The sequence below is a fragment of the Amycolatopsis halotolerans genome, assembly GCF_042647905.1.
Classification (GTDB): Bacteria; Actinomycetota; Actinomycetes; order Mycobacteriales; family Pseudonocardiaceae; genus Amycolatopsis; species Amycolatopsis halotolerans.
Genome location: NZ_JBHRWI010000062.1, coordinates 1 through 14,796, shown reverse-complemented (window position 1 = coordinate 14,796; position 14,796 = coordinate 1). Strand labels below are relative to the sequence as shown.

Below are 14,796 nucleotides of genomic sequence, written 5' to 3'. Positions count from 1 at the left end.
TCCCTCAGTACTTCAGCAGGTTCGTGTCGTCGACCGAGGCCGAGCGGCGGGTGCGGAAGATCGCCATGATGATCGCCAGCCCCACCACGACCTCGGCGGCCGCGACCACCATCACGAAGAACGCCATCACCTGGCCGTGCAGCCCGCCGTTGATGCGGGCGAAGGTGACCAGGGTCAGGTTCACCGCGTTCAGCATCAGCTCGATGCACATGAACACGACGATCGCGTTGCGGCGGACCAGCACGCCCACCGCGCCGATGCAGAACAGCAGCGCGGACAGCAGCAGGTAGTAGCTCGGGGTCACTTTCCGTCCCCTTCTTCTTCCTCGGCGGGCGCGGCCTTTTCGGCTCCGCCGACCAGTGCGTGCGCGTCGGGCTTGGGACCCTCGTCGGAGATGAGCTTGCGCTCGCGCATGAGCCGGATCGCCGAGGTGGACTCGATGATCTCCGACAGCGACTCCGGCGCGACCGAACCGTCCGGCAGCAGCGCCGGGGTCGAGACCGAGCTGGCGGTGGCGAACACGCCGGGACCGGGCAGCGGCGACGGGCGGTCGTGCTCGCCGCGGAAGCGCATCTTGACCAGTTCGCGCTGGGAGAGCTTGCTCTTGCCGCTGCGGCCGGTGAAGGCCAGCACCATCGCGCCGAGCGCGGCGGTGATCAGCAGGGCCGAGGTGAGCTCGAACGGGAACAGGTACTGGGTGAAGATCAGCCGCCCGAGACCGCCGGGGCCGCCGCCGGTCTGCTGGTACGGGTCGAGCGGCTTGGCCGGGGTCACGTTCACCATCGCGCGGAACACGCCCGCGGCGATCAGCGCGGCGAGCCCGATGCCGAGCACCGACGCGGCGAGCCGTTGCCCGCGAAGGACTTCGACCACCGAGTCCGAGCTGTCCCGGCCGACCAGCATCAGCACGAACAGGAACAGCATCATGATCGCGCCGGTGTAGACGATGATCTGGGTGAACCCGAGGAACGGCGCGGACTGCGTCATGTACAGCGCGCCCAGCGTCAGCATCGTGAGCACCAGCCACAGCGCCGAGTGCACGGCGTTGCGGGAGAAGATCATCCCGAGCGCGCCCAGCAGCGAGAGCGGCCCGAGGATCCAGAACGCGATGGCCTCGCCGGTCGTCACGGACGCGTCGACGCCGGACGCCGGGGCCTGCGCGAGAAGGGCGGCGATCACTTCTTCGCCTCCTGCTGCTGCGCGTTCGCGGCCAGTTCGGGACCGTTCACGTAGTAGTCCTGCTCGTTGTCGCCGAGCCGCATCGGGTGCGGCGGCTGCTCCATGCCCGGCAGCAGCGGGGCGAGCAGGTCTTCCTTGGTGTAGATGAGCCGCTGCCGGTCGTCGTCGGCGAGCTCGTAGAAGTTGGTCATGGTGAGCGACCGGGTCGGGCACGCCTCGATGCACAGGCCGCAGCCGATGCAGCGCAGGTAGTTGATCTGGTAGTCCGCGCCGTACCGCTCGCCCGGCGAGTACCGCTCTTCGTCGGTGTTGTTGCCGCCCTCGACGAAGATCGCGTCCGCCGGGCACGCCCACGCGCACAGCTCGCAGCCGACGCACTTCTCCAGCCCGTCCGGATGCCGGTTGAGCTGGTGGCGGCCGTGGTAGCGCGGTGCGGCCGGAGCGCCCGCCTCGGGGTACTCCTCGGTCGCGACCTTCTTGAACATCATCCCGAAGGTGACGCCGAATCCCTTGATGGGATTGAGGAAGTCAGTTGCCGCCATCTTCTGTTCCTTCCTGTGCGGCCGCCGCGGTGACGCCGGCCGGCTTGCGCCGCGCGGCCTTCGCCTCCGCCTTGGCCAGCGCCTTCTGCCGCGGCGTCGCGTCCGGGACCCGCAGGTCCAGCGGCGGCAGCGGGTAGCCGCTTCCGGCCAGGTCGACGTAGTCCGATTCGGGCACCTTCTTGTCCGGCAGCGCGAGGCTCAGCAGCACGAGCACCACCAGCACGATGCCGACCCCGATGAGGATCTGCGGCCAGCTCCACTGGATCGTCTTGATCGCGACCACGACCACGATCCACACGAGGTTGACCGGGACCAGGACCTTCCAGCCCAGCCGCATGAACTGGTCGTAGCGCAGCCGCGGCAGCGTGCCGCGCAGCCAGATGAAGAAGAACAGCAGGATGAAGGTCTTGGCGAAGAACCAGAGAATCGGCCACCAGTTCTGGTTCAGCGCCGAATCGTCGCCGACGAACGGGAACCGCCAGCCGCCGAGGAACAACGTGGTGCAGAACGCCGAGACGATCACCATGTTGACGTACTCGGCGAGGAAGAACATCGCGAACTTCATCGAGTTGTACTCGGTGTGGAACCCGCCGACCAGCTCGGATTCGGCCTCCGGGAGGTCGAACGGCGCGCGGTTCGTCTCGCCGACCATCGAGATCACGTAGATCACGAAGCTCGGGATGAGCATGTAGAAGTACCAGCCGTGCGCCTGCGCCTGCACGATTTCCGAGGTCTGCAGCGAACCGGAGTACAGGATCACCGCGACGATCGAGAGGCCCATCGCGATCTCGTAGGAGATCACCTGCGCCGCCGAGCGCATGCCGCCGAACAGCGGGTACGGCGAGCCGGAGGCCCAGCCCGCCAGCACGATGCCGTACACGCCGACCGACGAGCAGGCGAGGATCACCAGCACGCCGACCGGGAGGTCCATCAGCTGCAGCACCGTCCGGTGCCCGAAGATCGAGACGACCGGGCCGAACGGGATGGCCGACAGCGCGATGAGCGCGGGGACCGCGGACAGCACCGGCGCGAGGAAGTACACCTTGCGGTCGGCGGTGTCCGGGATGATCTGCTCCTTGAACGGGAGCTTGACCGCGTCGGCGAGCGACTGCAGGTAACCGCCGGGGCCGACCCGGTTGGGGCCGGGCCGGTTCTGCATCCGGCCGATCGCCTTGCGCTCCCACACGATCAGGAAGATCGTCAGGACCGGCCCGATCAGGAGGACCACGACCGCCTTGATCAGGACGAGCCACCACGGGTCTTCGGCGAGCAGCCGGGCGCGTTCGGCCGCGTCCGGGTACTCGGCGAGGAACTGCGTGAGCTGCGGGCTCACTGGTCACCTCCGGAGATCTGCACGAGCGCGCCGTGTCCGGCGGCGAGTGCGGCGCGGACGGCCGAGCCGTCGGAGTTGCCGGGCAGCCACACCACGCCGTCCGGCAGGTCGGCGACCTCGACCGGCAGGGTGATCGACCCGCGCTCGTTCGACACCCGGACGGTTCCGCCCAGGCCCTCGGCGGTCTTCGCCGAAAGCCGCGCGACCGGCGGCCGCTGGGTGCCCTTGAGATGCGGTTCGTCGTCCTGCAGCGAGCCGTTGTCGATCAGCTGCCGCCAGGTGGCGAGCACCGCCTGTCCCTGCCCCGGCTCAGAGCGCCCCAATGTGGCATTGGGTGCCTTGAGCGAGCCAGCGGCGCGCAGCGCCTCCGTTGAGGGCGGCGGCGGGGGCATGGATGGAGCACCGAACGCCACATTGGGTGCGTCAGATGCACCCAATGCCACATTGGGGCGCTTGCCGAGGCGAGCGAAATCGGCGGCCGCGGCGGCCGGGGTCTGGGTGAACAGGTCGGCGTCCATCTCGACGGCCAGGGTGTCGAGCACCCGGCCGTCGGAGAGGGAACCCGTGCTCTCCAACGTCGCGGCGAAGTCGCGGCGGCGGCCCTCCCAGTTGAGGTAGCTGCCGGACTTCTCGACCGCCGGGGCGATCGGCAGGACCACGTCGGCCCGTTCGGTGACCTCGCTCGCCCGCAGTTCCAGGCTGACCACGAACCCGGCGTTGTCGAGCGCGCGGCGGGCCAGGTCCGGGTCCGGCAGGTCGTTGGGGTCGACACCGCCGACCACCAGCGCATCCAGCTGTCCGCCCGAGGCGGCCTGGAGGATGCCGGTGACGTCGCGGCCCGGCGCGGCCGGAAGCTCGGCGCCCCACTGCTTGCCGACCTCGGCGCGAGCCGCGTCGTCGGCGACCGAGCGGCCGCCCGGAAGAAGCGTGGGGACACAACCGGTTTCGAGTGCACCCCGGTCGCCCGCGCGGCGCGGGATCCACGCCAGCCGGGCTCCGGTGCGAGCGGTGAGCCGCAGCAGCGCGGAGAACAGACCGGGGATTTCCGCGGCCCGCTCGCCGACCAGGATCACCGCGCCCTCTCCGCTGAGCGCGGTGTCGACGTCGGCCGCGTGCTGCGCGATGCCGTCCACCGCGGCCGCTTCGCCGCCGGGAACGCAGGCCAGCAGTTCGCCGAAGGTCTTGCGCACCGAGGAGGTCGTCCACTGTCCCAAGTGGACAACGCGGGTGCGGTTCTTGCGAGCCGCCTTGCGCAGCCGCAGGAACACGATCGGCGCTTCGTCCTCGGGCTCGAACGCCACGCACAGCACCGTGCGAGCGCTTTCGAGCTCGCCGAACGTCACGCCGGTCTCCGGCGTGGTGCCCACGACCGTCGAGCCGAGGAACGCCAGCTCCTCGTCCGAGTGCGCGCGGGTGCGGAAGTCGATGTCGTTGGTGCGCAAGGCGATCCGGGCGAACTTCGAGTACGCGTAGGCGTCCTCGACGGTCAGCCGGCCACCGGTGAGCGCCGCGCCGCCCTTGCCCTCGCGGGCCTTCAGCAGCCCGGCCGAGGCGATCCGGAGCGCGTCGGTCCAGGACGCCTCCTCCAGCTCGCCGTTCTCATTGCGGACGAGCGGACGGCGGATCCGGTCACCGGCTTGCACGTAGCGGAACGCGAAGCGGCCCTTGTCGCACAGCCATTCCTCGTTCACCTCCGGGTCGTCGCCGGCCAGCTTGCGCTGGACCTTGCCGCGCCGGAAGTCGGTGCGCTCGGCGCAGCCGGACGAGCAGTGCTCGCACACGCTCGGCGCCGACACCAGGTCGAACGGCCGCGACCGGAACCGGTACGCCGCGCTGGTGAGGGCGCCGACCGGGCAGATCTGGATCACGTTGCCGGAGAAGTAGCTCTGGAACGGCTCGCCGCCGGTGGTGCGGGAGGCGAGGTCCAGCACGTCGGCGGTTTCCGCGGTGCCGATCTGCTGGTGCGCGCCGCGTTCGAGCAGCGCGATGAACGGGTCGCCCGCCACCTGGTCGGAGAACCGGGTGCAGCGCTGGCACAGCACGCAGCGTTCCCGGTCGAGCAAAACCTGCGACGAGATCGGCAGCGGCTTCGGGAACGTGCGCTTCGTGTCGACGAACCGCGATTCCGCGCGGCCGTGCGCGAGCGCCTGGTTCTGCAGCGGGCACTCGCCGCCCTTGTCGCAGATCGGGCAGTCGAGCGGGTGGTTGATGAGCAGCAGCTCCATCACGCCCTGCTGCGCCTTGTCCGCGACCGGCGAGGTGAGCTGCGTCTTGACCACCATGCCGTCGGCGACCGTCATCGTGCACGAGGCCTGCGGCTTCGGCATCGGACGGCCGCCCATTTCGACCTCGACCAGGCACTGGCGGCACGCGCCTGCCGGGTCGAGCAGCGGGTGGTCGCAGAAGCGAGGGATGCTCGTGCCGAGCCGCTCGGCGGTGCGGATCAGCAACTCGCCCTTGGGCGCGATGACCTCTTCGCCGTCGATGGTCAGCTTGACGTAGCCCTCGGGGACCGGCGTTTCAGCCGTCTCGGGCTTGTCGGGCGCGATCGTCATGCCTGCGCTCCCACCAATTCGCGCTTAGTGCTTTCACACAAGGCCAGGAACTCGTCCCGGAAGTACTTGATGCCGCTCTGGATCGGCGACACCGCACCGTCGCCGAGCGCGCAGAACGAGCGGCCGAAGATGTTGTCGCACACGTCCAAGAGAGTGTCGATGTCCTCTTCGGTGCCGTGCCCCTCGACCATCCGCTCGAGAATCTGCGCCAGCCAGTACGTGCCCTCGCGGCACGGGGTGCACTTGCCGCAGGACTCGTGTTCGTAGAACTGCGTCCACTTCATGACCGCCCACGGCACCGAAACGGTCTCGTTGAAGACCTGCACCGCGGTCGTGCCGAGCATCGAACCGGCCTCGGCCGCGCCCTCGAAATCGAGCGGGACGTCGAGGTGCTCGGCGGTGAACATCGGCGTCGACGAACCGCCCGGCGTCCAGAACTTGAGCGGGATGCCGTCCTTCATGCCGCCCGCCAGCTCCAGCAACTCGCGCAGCGTGGTGCCGAGCGGGCATTCGTACTGGCCGGGCTTCTCGACGTGGCCGGAGATCGAGTAGATCTTCGGGCCGGGCGACTTCTCGCGGCCCATCTCGCGGAACCACGACGAACCGGAGTTGATGATGTACGACGCGCTCGCGATGGTCTCGACGTTGTTCACCGTCGTCGGCGCGGCGTACAGACCGGCGGCGGCGGGGAACGGCGGCTTGAGCCGGGGCTGGCCGCGGCGGCCTTCGAGCGAGTCCAGCAGCGCCGTTTCCTCGCCGCAGATGTACGCGCCGGCCCCGGCGTGCACAGTCAGCTCAAGGTCCCAGCCGCTGCCGAAGATGTTCTTGCCGAGGTAGCCCTTCGCGTACGCCTCGCGCGCGGCCGCGTTGAGCCGGCGGATGCAGTGCAGCGCCTCGCCCCGGACGTAGATGAAGCAGTGGTGCGACCGCATCGCGTACGAGGCGATGATGCAGCCTTCGAGCAGCGAATGCGGGTCCGCCATCATCAGCGGAATGTCTTTGCAGGTACCGGGTTCGCCCTCGTCGGCGTTGATCACCAGGTAGTGCGGCTTGTCCTCGTTGGGCGGCATGAACGACCACTTCACGCCCGCCGGGAAACCCGCGCCGCCTCGACCGCGCAGACCGGAGTCCTTGACCACCTGCACGAGCTGCTCGGGCGTGGCCGCCAGCGCCTTGCGCGCCGCGGTGTAGCCCTCAAGCGCTTCGTAGGTCTCGATGCGCCAGGATTCCGGGGACAGCCAGCGCTTCGTGAGGACCGGAGTGATGGGATCGGCCATTACTTCTTCTCCACTTCAGGAAGCGGAACATCCTGTGCACCGGGGGCGGACCAGCCGCGATCGGCCGCGATTTGCGCGCCGCGCAGGGTCTCGACCGCCTGCGACGGGCCGTCCACGGCACTGCGGTAGGTGGCGTCGTCCTCCGGCCAGAACCCGGCGAGCTGCCGCTCCGCGCCCTTGAAGTCGGTCAGCGCCGCACCGCGCGTCGGGGCGGGCTTTTTGCCTGCCTGCAACGCGTCGACGAGCGCGACCGCCTGCTCCGGCGTCTGGTTGTCGAAGTACTCGTAGTTGACCTGGAGCACCGGACCGAGGTCGCACGCGGCGAGACATTCCGCGTGCTCCAGGGTGATCGAGCCCTGTTCACCCGGCGTGCCCGCGGTTTCCTCGTGCCCCAGCGGCTTTTCCGCCGAACCGAGGTGCGTCTGGAGCTTCTTGTAGATGTCGTCGCCGCCCAGCGCCGCGCACAGCGTGTTGGTGCAGACGCTCACCAGGTGCTCGCCGCACGGGCGGCGCTTGTACATGGTGTAGAACGTCGCGACTGCGCTGACCTCGGCGTCGGTCAGGTCGAGGTGCTGTGCGCAGAAGGCGATGCCCTCCTGGCTCACGTAGCCCTGCACCGACTGCACGAGGTGCAGCATCGGCAGCAGCGCCGACCGCGACATCGGGTAGCGGGCGATGATTTCCTTCGCCTCGCGGTGCGTGTCGGCGTCGAACACGTCCACGGCGGGCGCGTCGGCGAGGATTCCCTCGGCGACCGCCGGGTCGGGCGCGATCGCCGCGACGTCGGTGTCCGAGCCCGCCGCGGCGTACGTCTTCGTCGCGTCGCGCGGCCCCGGCTCCGGGACTGCAGTCGGGTTCGTCATCGGTCAACTCCCCCCAGAACCGGGTCGATCGAGGCGATCACGACGACCAGGTCGGCGACCAGGCCGCCCTCGGCCATCGCGGGCATCGCCTGCATGTTCACGAAACTCGGCTCCCGCAGGTGCACGCGCAGCGGGCGGGTGCCGCCGTCGGACACCAGGTGCGCGCCGATCTCGCCGCGCGGCGATTCGACCGGCGCGTAGACCTGGCCCGGCGGCACGTGGAAGCCCTCGGTGACGAGCTTGAAGTGGTGGATCAGGGACTCCATCGACTGGCCCATGATCTTCTTGACGTGGCCGAGCGAGTTGCCCATGCCGTCGCTGCCGATGGACAGCTGCGCGGGCCAGGCGATCTTCTTGTCCTCCACCATGACCGGGCCCGGCTCGGCCATCTTCGCGACCTGCTTCATGATCCGCAGGCTCTGGTGGATTTCCTCCAGCCGCAGCAGATACCGCGCCCAGCTGTCGGCGTCGGTCGAGGTCGGGATGTCGAACTCGAGTTCGTCGTAGCGCGAGTACGGCTCAGTCTTGCGCAGGTCCCACGGCAGGCCGGCGGCGCGCAGCACCGGGCCGGTGACGCCGAGTTCGAGGCACGCGTCGAGCGGCAGCACGCCGACGTCCTTGAGCCGGTTGCGCCAGATCGGCTGGCCGGTGAACATCTTGTCGTACAACGGAAGCCGCTTGTCCATGAGCTTGCAGAAGTCGAGGACCTTCTCGGCCCAGTCCTCCGGCAGGTCCTGGGCGAGCCCGCCGGGCCGGATGAACGCGTGGTTCATCCGCAGGCCGGTCAGGTACTCCAGCAGGTGCATGGCTTCTTCGCGCTCGCGGAAGCCGAGCGTCATCGCGGTGGTGGCGCCGAGGTCCATGCCGCCGGTCGCGATGAACACCAGGTGCGAGGTGATCCGGTTGAGTTCGAGGAGCAGCACCCGCAGGATCTCCGCGCGCGGCGGAGCCTTGACGCCCAGCAGCTTCTCGACGGCGAGGCAGTAGGCCATCTCGTTCGACAGCGGGGCGAGGTAGTCCGCGCGCGTCACGAAGGTGACGCCCTGGGTCCAGTTGCGGAACTCCGCGCTCTTCTCGATGCCGGTGTGCAGGTAGCCGACGACCGCGCGCAACTGCGTGACCGTCTCGCCTTCCAGTTCCAGCACGAGCCGGAGCACGCCGTGCGTGGACGGGTGCTGCGGGCCCATGTTGATGACCATGCGGTCGTCGTGCTGGGCGTCGCCGAGAACTTCGTCCCAGTCCCCGCCGGACACGTGGTAGACGGGGCCTTCGGTGGTGTCCCGGACTTCCGCGTACTCGGCTTCCGTCGTTTCTTCGTTGATGGTCACGAGTACGACCTCCGCTGGTCCGGCGGCGGGATTTCCGCGCCCTTGTATTCGACCGGGATCCCGCCGAGCGGGTAGTCCTTGCGCTGGGGGAAGCCGTCCCAGTCGTCGGGCATGAAGATGCGGGTCAGCCCGGGGTGGCCGTCGAAGACGATGCCGAACATGTCGTAGGCCTCGCGCTCGTGCCAGTCCGCCGTCGCGTAGACCGGGACCAGGGACGGGACGTGCAGGTCGTCCATGTCCATGGTGATCTCGAGCCGGATCCGGCGGCGGTAGGTCATCGACAGGAAGTCGTAGACCGTGTGCATCCGCTGCGGAACATCGACGCCGTAGTCGACGCCGGTGACCGCCAGCAGCATTTCGAACCGCAAGCCCGGGTCGTTGCGCAGCACCTTCGCGATGTCGGCGAGGTGCTCGCGGCTGACGTAGAAGGTGATCTCGCCGCGGTCCACAGTGGTCTGGAGGACTGCCGACGGCGGGATCTTGTTGTCCGCCAACGCAGCCATGAACTCGTCGGCGAACTCGTCGAACCAGCCGCCGTACGGGCGCTCCGCGGGCGGCGGGCTGTACGCGGGCAGCCGCAGGCCGCCGTAACCGGAGGTGTCCCCGCTGCCGCGGACACCGAACATGCCCTTGCGCTCGCGCCCGGCGACGACCGGTTCGGCCGCTCCGGGGCCGTGCGCTTCGAGTCCAGCTTCGGGCCGCTCCGCGCTGGACTGCGGGCCGCCGGTTTCGGGAGTCTCTTCGGGGTTCTCAGGCACCGGTGCTCACTTCTTCGCGTACTTGATCGAGGACGGGATCAGCTCGGTACGGGCCCCGCTGGCCGCGCGGATCGCGGCGCGGCGGGCGTTGATCGGCTCGTCCTGGATCTTGGCGTGCAGCTTGAGGATCGCGTCGAGCAGCATCTCCGGCCGCGGCGGGCAGCCGGGCAGGTACATGTCGACCGGCACGATGTGGTCGACGCCCTGCACGACGGCGTAGTTGTTGAACATCCCGCCGGACGAGGCGCAGACGCCCATGGAGAGGACCCACTTGGGCTCGGCCATCTGGTCGTAGATCTGGCGCAGCACCGGGGCCATCTTCTGGGTCACCCGGCCGGCCACGATCATCAAGTCGGCTTGGCGCGGCGTGGCGGAGAACCGCTCCATGCCGAAGCGCGCGATGTCGTAGCGCGAACCGCCGACCGACATCATCTCGAACGCGCAGCAGGCGAGCCCGAAGGTCGCCGGCCACAGCGAGTTCTTGCGTGCCCAGTTGACCAGTCCCTCGAGGCTGGCCAGCAGGATGCCGTTGGGGAGTTTTTCTTCCAGGCCCATGGGTTCAGTTCCAATCCAGGCCGCCGCGCCGCCACACGTAGGCGTACGCGAACCCGACCGTCACGATGAACAGCACGATCTCCACCAGGCCGAAGACGCCGAGGGCGTTGGCGTTCACCGCGAACGGGTAGAGGAACACCATCTCGATGTCGAACAGGATGAAGAGCATGGCCGTGATGTAGTAGGCCACCGGCATCCGGCCGCCGCCGACGAGCGGCTGCGGCGACGGTTCGATGCCGCACTCGTAAGCCTCGAACTTCGCGCGGTTGTACCGCTTCGGCCCGACGAGCGGACCCAGCAGCACGGAGAACACGGCGAACCCCGCCGCGAGCACGAAGAGCAGGACGAGCGGCAGATACACGTTCAGTCCGGGCGCCGCCGGTCCGGGATCGGCCTGCGCCAGCACGGGCACCATCAGCACGGGGTCTTCGCCATCCTTTCCGCGCCGCTGCGGGGTTGTTCTCGGGTGGTGGTCCGAGTCCTCGGTTGCGCACCCTAAGGGAGCTGGGTCACACCGCCGAGGGTCAGGGCGCCCTTACGGCCCGTGTCCGGACCACGGCATGCTTGTGAAATAGTTCACAAGCGACTGGTCGCGGTTGTGAAGCGATTCACAAAGCATGGGGGGAGTGTAGGACGTGAGTCACACTCTTGTCCCGAGGGGTTGCGGACTAAGGCGGCCCTAACTTGACCGGAGGGTTTCCCAGGCCCACCCCGGCCCGCAATGGCGAGACCAGCGGTAAAGGCCGATTCAAGAACCGCGCCGAGACCCCCGGGCGACTCGATCTTGTGACGTATCACACTGACCGGCCGGACAACCGATTGCTCCAGCCGGGTAATGCTCCGGCCCTGGAACGCCTGTGCCGCCCCGAAACCCGGCTCTCACACGCCCCCGTCACGCCCGGCCCCAAGCGCCCCAATGTGGCATTGGGTGCATGTCACGCACCCAATGTGGCGTTCGGTGCATCTGACGCACCCAACGCCACATTGGGGGTTTCTCAGCAGCGCGGGGGCGGCGGTTCGTTCCGGCGGAAGTCCGTGAGGGGAACCCTGAGGGACTCTGATTCCCTCAGGGTTCCCCTCACGTACCTCGGCAGCGCGCGCCAGGCTGAGGTCAGCGCGGGCTGGGCGTGGCGCGCGCGAGAGCCGCGATCAGCCGGTCGACCCCATCGCCGCCGCGGGCGTCGTAGCAGCCGGAAAGTCCCTTGTACACCAAGGGAAGCAGCTTGTTGACCCGCAACCCGTACTTGGTGGCCGCGTGCATGATCTTCGGCTTCCCGATCAACTTCGCGAACACGTTCCCGAGCCGGTAATACCCGCCCATCAGCTCGCCGACGGCCCGCGGATACCCCTCCAACGCCCGCTCCCGGGTCGGTCCTTCCGGCCGGGCCAGCGCCTGCACGACAGCCTCGGCCGCGAGCTGCGCGGACTCCATCGCCGCGGAGATTCCCTCGCCGTTGAACGGGCTCACCATGCCGCCCGCGTCGCCGAGCAGCAGCAGCCCGTCGCGGTAATGCGGAGTCCGGTTGAAGCCCATCGGCAACCCGGCGCCGCCGACCTTGCCGATCGCGTTTTCCTCGCGGTAGCCCCATTCCTCGGGCGTTCCGTCGAGCCACTGCCGCAGCAACGCGCGGTAGTCGGTGTTCCGGAAGGACGCGGAAGTCGACAGCATTCCGAGCCCGACGTTGACTGTCCCGTCGCCCAGCGGGAACGCCCAGCCGTAGCCGGGCAGCAGCTTCGGGTCGCGCGGGTCGGAGCGGTCCCACAGTTCGAGGTGGCCCTCGATGAACGGGTCGTCGTGCTTCGGGCTCTTGTAATACCGCCGCACCGCGACCCCCATCGGCCGCTTCTCGTTCTTGTCGATCCCCACGCTCAACGCGAGCCGAGCCGACACCCCGTCACAGGCAAGCACCAACGGAGCGCGGTAACTGACGGGAGTTTTCTCCGGCCCGACCTTCGCCTCGACCCCGACCACCCGACCGGAAGCGTTGGTGATCGCGCTGGTGACGGTGGTCCGCTCGTACAGCCGCGCACCCGCCTTGACCGCGGTCTTGGCGAGCAAGTCGTCGAAGTCATGCCGAGTCCGAGACACCCCGTAAGGCGGGTAGTCGGTCAGATCAGGCCAGTCGAACTCAAGCGTCAGGTCGCCGGTGAGGATGCGCAGGCCGCGGCTGCGCACCCAGCCCGCCTCTTCGCTGGTGTCGAGGCCGAGGTCGATCAGCTGCTTCACGCCGCGCGGGGTGAGACCGTCCCCGCACACCTTCTCGCGCGGAAAGACAGTCTTCTCCAGCAGCAACACATCCACCCCGGCCCGAGCGAGGTAGGTGGCCACGGTCGAACCAGCCGGTCCCGCCCCGACCACGATCACTTCAGCGTCGTGGTCTGGGCTGCGGCGGCGCGAGGTCGTCATGCTCCCGAGTTTAGGCAGGCTTCGTCGCGCGGTGGATCGCGACGACGCCGAATGTGAGGTTCAGCCATTCGACCTCGGTCCATCCGGCGCTCGCGATGATCTCGCCGAGCCCGCGCTGGTCCGGCCAGGCGAGCATTGATTCGGCCAGGTAGGAGTAGGCCTCGGGGTTCGTCGAGGACCGGCTGCCGACCCAGGTGAGCAGCTTGAGGATGAACCGCCGGTAGACGAACCGGATGGGGGCGAACGACGGCGTCGAGACCTCGCAGATCACCAGCCGGCCGCCCGGTTTGACCACGCGCAGGATCTCCGCGAGCGCGCCCTTGGTGTCGACGAAGTTCCGCAGCGCGAGCGAGATCGTGACGGCGTCGAAGCTGTCGTCGGCGAACGGGAGGCACATCGCGTCCGCGGCGACCATCGGCACGTTCCGGTGCAGGCCCGCCTTGAGCATCCCGACGGAGAAGTCGGCGGCGAGGCACCAGGCGCCGCCGCGCGCGTACTCGACGGTGGACACCCCGGTGCCCGCCGCCAGGTCGAGCACCTTCTCCCCCGGCTTGGCGTCCAGCACGCGCGCCGTGGTGGTGCGCCAGCGCCGGTCGAACCCGAACGTCATGAACGAGTTCGCCCGGTCGTAACCGGACGCGACGCCGTCGAACATCGCGGCGACTTCGTGCGGATCCTTGTCCAGGCTCGCTCGGGGCATAGGTCCGAGATTAGTCCGTCCGTGCCGCACGGTCGCGCGGGAGCAGGACGCTGGCGGCGATCAGCCAGCCGAGCCCGCCGAACCGGCCTACCGGGATCAGCGGATACAGCGCCGGAGTCAGCAGCGACAGCGAAGCGAGCACCGCGGCCGCGGCGACCACCAGCCCGACGACGGACAGCCAGCGCGGCAAGAGGTTCAGGAACAACGCGGGCACCGCGATCCCGGCGATCAGCAACGCCAGCGGCACCACGAACCCCGGCCCGCCGGACGCGAACGCGAGGCTGGTCAACGCCCGCGCCACCGCAGGCGTGTCCCCGGCCTGCGCGGCGGTCCAGGTGATCAGCCCGCTCATCGCGAGCGCCGCCGCGGACAGCACGCCACCGGTGAGTCCGATCACCGCTCCCGGCGCCGCGACCCCGAGCCGCCGCTGCCTGCGATAGGCCGTCGCAGCCCACACCGCCAGCGGAACCGACGCGCCGAACACCGCGAACGCGAGCAGCTGCACGACGCCCTGGTTGCCGCCGATATACGCCGCGACCTCCGCCGCGCTGGAATCCGGCCGCGTCCCCGCCGCCCCGAGCACCGCCGACGCGACGGTCAGCACCCCGAACGCCAGCGCCGGTGCCAGCAACGGCGGGCCGCCCTGCTGTCTGGTCATGGTCGTCATGGCAAACCTCCAGGTCAATTAGTTTCACTTATAGAACGATTACACTGGTGTAATGGATTGTCAAGCGATACGGTTCAGGGCATGCAAGGACCCCCGGCGTTCGGCAGCGCCTTCCTGCTGGCCCAGCTGGGCGCACACGCGACCCAGCGCTTCGCCGAACGCGTCGCGGACCTGGGCCTGACGCCGCCCCAAACCGGACTCCTCCGAGCGATCGCACGCCGCCCTGGCGAGAGCCAGCAGGTGCTGGCCGCCGAACTGGGCACGCCGCCGACCCGGCTCGTCGCTTTGGTCGACGGCCTGGAGCAGCAGGGCCTGATCGAACGCCGTCGCAATCCGCAAGACCGCCGCCTCTACGCGGTTTTCCTCAGCGACAAAGGCCAGGAAACGATGGCCGCTCTGGCAAAAGCCGCCGCGGCACACGAAGACGAGCTGATGGCGGCACTGTCCACAGAGGAACGCTCAGTGCTGCGCGAACTGCTGGCCCGAGTCGCCGCCGACCACGACCTGACCCCCGGCGTCCACCCCGGCTACCGCGCCTGACCGCCCGTCGTCCGTGAGGGGAACCCTCATTGACTCTGATTCCCTCAGCTTGAGTTTTAACCTTTGGTGTCCGTTTTCTTGGTGTTGCCGGG

At 68.9% G+C, this 14,796-nt stretch carries 15 protein-coding genes; 1 reads left to right on the top strand and 14 read right to left on the bottom strand.

The window, feature by feature from the left end; all coding sequences use genetic code 11:
• Positions 1-4: 4 nt before the first annotated feature.
• From nuoK to ACFORO_RS39420, 14 genes are all read right to left on the bottom strand, one after another.
• Positions 5-304 (bottom strand): NADH-quinone oxidoreductase subunit NuoK, encoded by a 300-nt coding sequence (nuoK, locus tag ACFORO_RS39485; RefSeq protein WP_033291119.1) that lies wholly within the window; start codon positions 302-304, stop codon positions 5-7.
• Complete coding sequence (locus tag ACFORO_RS39480) at positions 301-1,179, bottom strand: NADH-quinone oxidoreductase subunit J (protein WP_377873108.1); 879 nt, start codon at positions 1,177-1,179, stop codon at positions 301-303. The genes nuoK and ACFORO_RS39480 overlap by 4 nt, the downstream gene beginning before the upstream one ends.
• A complete protein-coding gene (nuoI, locus tag ACFORO_RS39475) occupies positions 1,176-1,721 on the bottom strand; it encodes an NADH-quinone oxidoreductase subunit NuoI (protein WP_182890363.1) in 546 nt (181 codons plus the stop codon). The genes ACFORO_RS39480 and nuoI overlap by 4 nt, the downstream gene beginning before the upstream one ends.
• A complete protein-coding gene (gene nuoH, locus ACFORO_RS39470; protein ID WP_354750185.1) occupies positions 1,708-3,054 on the bottom strand; it encodes an NADH-quinone oxidoreductase subunit NuoH in 1,347 nt (448 codons plus the stop codon). Before nuoH ends, nuoI begins: the two co-directional genes overlap by 14 nt.
• Positions 3,051-5,609, bottom strand: coding sequence for an NADH-quinone oxidoreductase subunit G (locus ACFORO_RS39465; RefSeq protein WP_377873107.1), 2,559 nt, complete (start codon positions 5,607-5,609; stop codon positions 3,051-3,053). Before ACFORO_RS39465 ends, nuoH begins: the two co-directional genes overlap by 4 nt.
• The gene (gene nuoF / locus ACFORO_RS39460) at positions 5,606-6,886 is read right to left on the bottom strand and encodes an NADH-quinone oxidoreductase subunit NuoF (protein WP_354750189.1); all 1,281 of its coding nucleotides are present in this window, start codon (positions 6,884-6,886) and stop codon (positions 5,606-5,608) included. Before nuoF ends, ACFORO_RS39465 begins: the two co-directional genes overlap by 4 nt.
• The gene (gene nuoE, locus ACFORO_RS39455; RefSeq protein WP_377873106.1) at positions 6,886-7,749 is read right to left on the bottom strand and encodes an NADH-quinone oxidoreductase subunit NuoE; all 864 of its coding nucleotides are present in this window, start codon (positions 7,747-7,749) and stop codon (positions 6,886-6,888) included. Before nuoE ends, nuoF begins: the two co-directional genes overlap by 1 nt.
• The gene (locus tag ACFORO_RS39450; RefSeq protein WP_354750193.1) at positions 7,746-9,077 is read right to left on the bottom strand and encodes an NADH-quinone oxidoreductase subunit D; all 1,332 of its coding nucleotides are present in this window, start codon (positions 9,075-9,077) and stop codon (positions 7,746-7,748) included. Before ACFORO_RS39450 ends, nuoE begins: the two co-directional genes overlap by 4 nt.
• On the bottom strand, positions 9,074-9,835 hold the full coding sequence (locus ACFORO_RS39445; protein ID WP_354750195.1) for an NADH-quinone oxidoreductase subunit C: 762 nt from the start codon (positions 9,833-9,835) through the stop codon (positions 9,074-9,076). Before ACFORO_RS39445 ends, ACFORO_RS39450 begins: the two co-directional genes overlap by 4 nt.
• Before the next feature lie 6 nt (positions 9,836-9,841).
• Positions 9,842-10,390: a NuoB/complex I 20 kDa subunit family protein gene (locus ACFORO_RS39440; RefSeq protein ID WP_009072052.1), complete on the bottom strand. Its 549-nt coding sequence runs from the start codon at positions 10,388-10,390 to the stop codon at positions 9,842-9,844.
• A 4-nt stretch (positions 10,391-10,394) separates the two neighbouring features.
• Positions 10,395-10,805, bottom strand: a complete 411-nt coding sequence (locus ACFORO_RS39435) for an NADH-quinone oxidoreductase subunit A (RefSeq protein ID WP_354750225.1) — start codon at positions 10,803-10,805, stop codon at positions 10,395-10,397.
• A 696-nt stretch (positions 10,806-11,501) separates the two neighbouring features.
• Entirely contained in the window at positions 11,502-12,797 is a 1,296-nt protein-coding gene (locus tag ACFORO_RS39430) for a geranylgeranyl reductase family protein (RefSeq protein ID WP_377873105.1), read from the bottom strand.
• Positions 12,798-12,807: 10 nt separating this feature from the next.
• Positions 12,808-13,497 (bottom strand): demethylmenaquinone methyltransferase, encoded by a 690-nt coding sequence (locus tag ACFORO_RS39425; RefSeq protein ID WP_377873104.1) that lies wholly within the window; start codon positions 13,495-13,497, stop codon positions 12,808-12,810.
• 10 nt (positions 13,498-13,507) lie between these two features.
• Complete coding sequence (locus ACFORO_RS39420) at positions 13,508-14,155, bottom strand: DUF4386 domain-containing protein (protein ID WP_377873103.1); 648 nt, start codon at positions 14,153-14,155, stop codon at positions 13,508-13,510.
• Positions 14,156-14,245: 90 nt separating this feature from the next.
• On the opposite strand from ACFORO_RS39420, the gene ACFORO_RS39415 reads away from it, so the two are divergent.
• Positions 14,246-14,704, top strand: coding sequence for a MarR family winged helix-turn-helix transcriptional regulator (locus ACFORO_RS39415; protein ID WP_377873102.1), 459 nt, complete (start codon positions 14,246-14,248; stop codon positions 14,702-14,704).
• The last annotated feature ends 92 nt before the right edge of the window (positions 14,705-14,796 follow it).

Bases quoted from the DNA above. Each gene is read 5' to 3' on its own strand.
- ACFORO_RS39465 (WP_377873107.1), bottom strand. From the start codon at position 5,609: ATGACGATCGCGCCCGACAAGCCCGAGACGGCTGAAACGCCGGTCCCC.
- ACFORO_RS39435 (WP_354750225.1), bottom strand. From the start codon at position 10,805: ATGGTGCCCGTGCTGGCGCAGGCCGATCCCGGACCGGCGGCGCCCGGA.
- ACFORO_RS39440 (WP_009072052.1), bottom strand. From the start codon at position 10,390: ATGGGCCTGGAAGAAAAACTCCCCAACGGCATCCTGCTGGCCAGCCTC.
- ACFORO_RS39415 (WP_377873102.1), top strand. From the start codon at position 14,246: ATGCAAGGACCCCCGGCGTTCGGCAGCGCCTTCCTGCTGGCCCAGCTG.
- nuoE (WP_377873106.1), bottom strand. From the start codon at position 7,749: ATGACGAACCCGACTGCAGTCCCGGAGCCGGGGCCGCGCGACGCGACG.
- ACFORO_RS39425 (WP_377873104.1), bottom strand. From the start codon at position 13,497: ATGCCCCGAGCGAGCCTGGACAAGGATCCGCACGAAGTCGCCGCGATG.
- ACFORO_RS39420 (WP_377873103.1), bottom strand. From the start codon at position 14,155: ATGACCAGACAGCAGGGCGGCCCGCCGTTGCTGGCACCGGCGCTGGCG.
- ACFORO_RS39430 (WP_377873105.1), bottom strand. From the start codon at position 12,797: ATGACGACCTCGCGCCGCCGCAGCCCAGACCACGACGCTGAAGTGATC.
- nuoF (WP_354750189.1), bottom strand. From the start codon at position 6,886: ATGGCCGATCCCATCACTCCGGTCCTCACGAAGCGCTGGCTGTCCCCG.
- nuoI (WP_182890363.1), bottom strand. From the start codon at position 1,721: ATGGCGGCAACTGACTTCCTCAATCCCATCAAGGGATTCGGCGTCACC.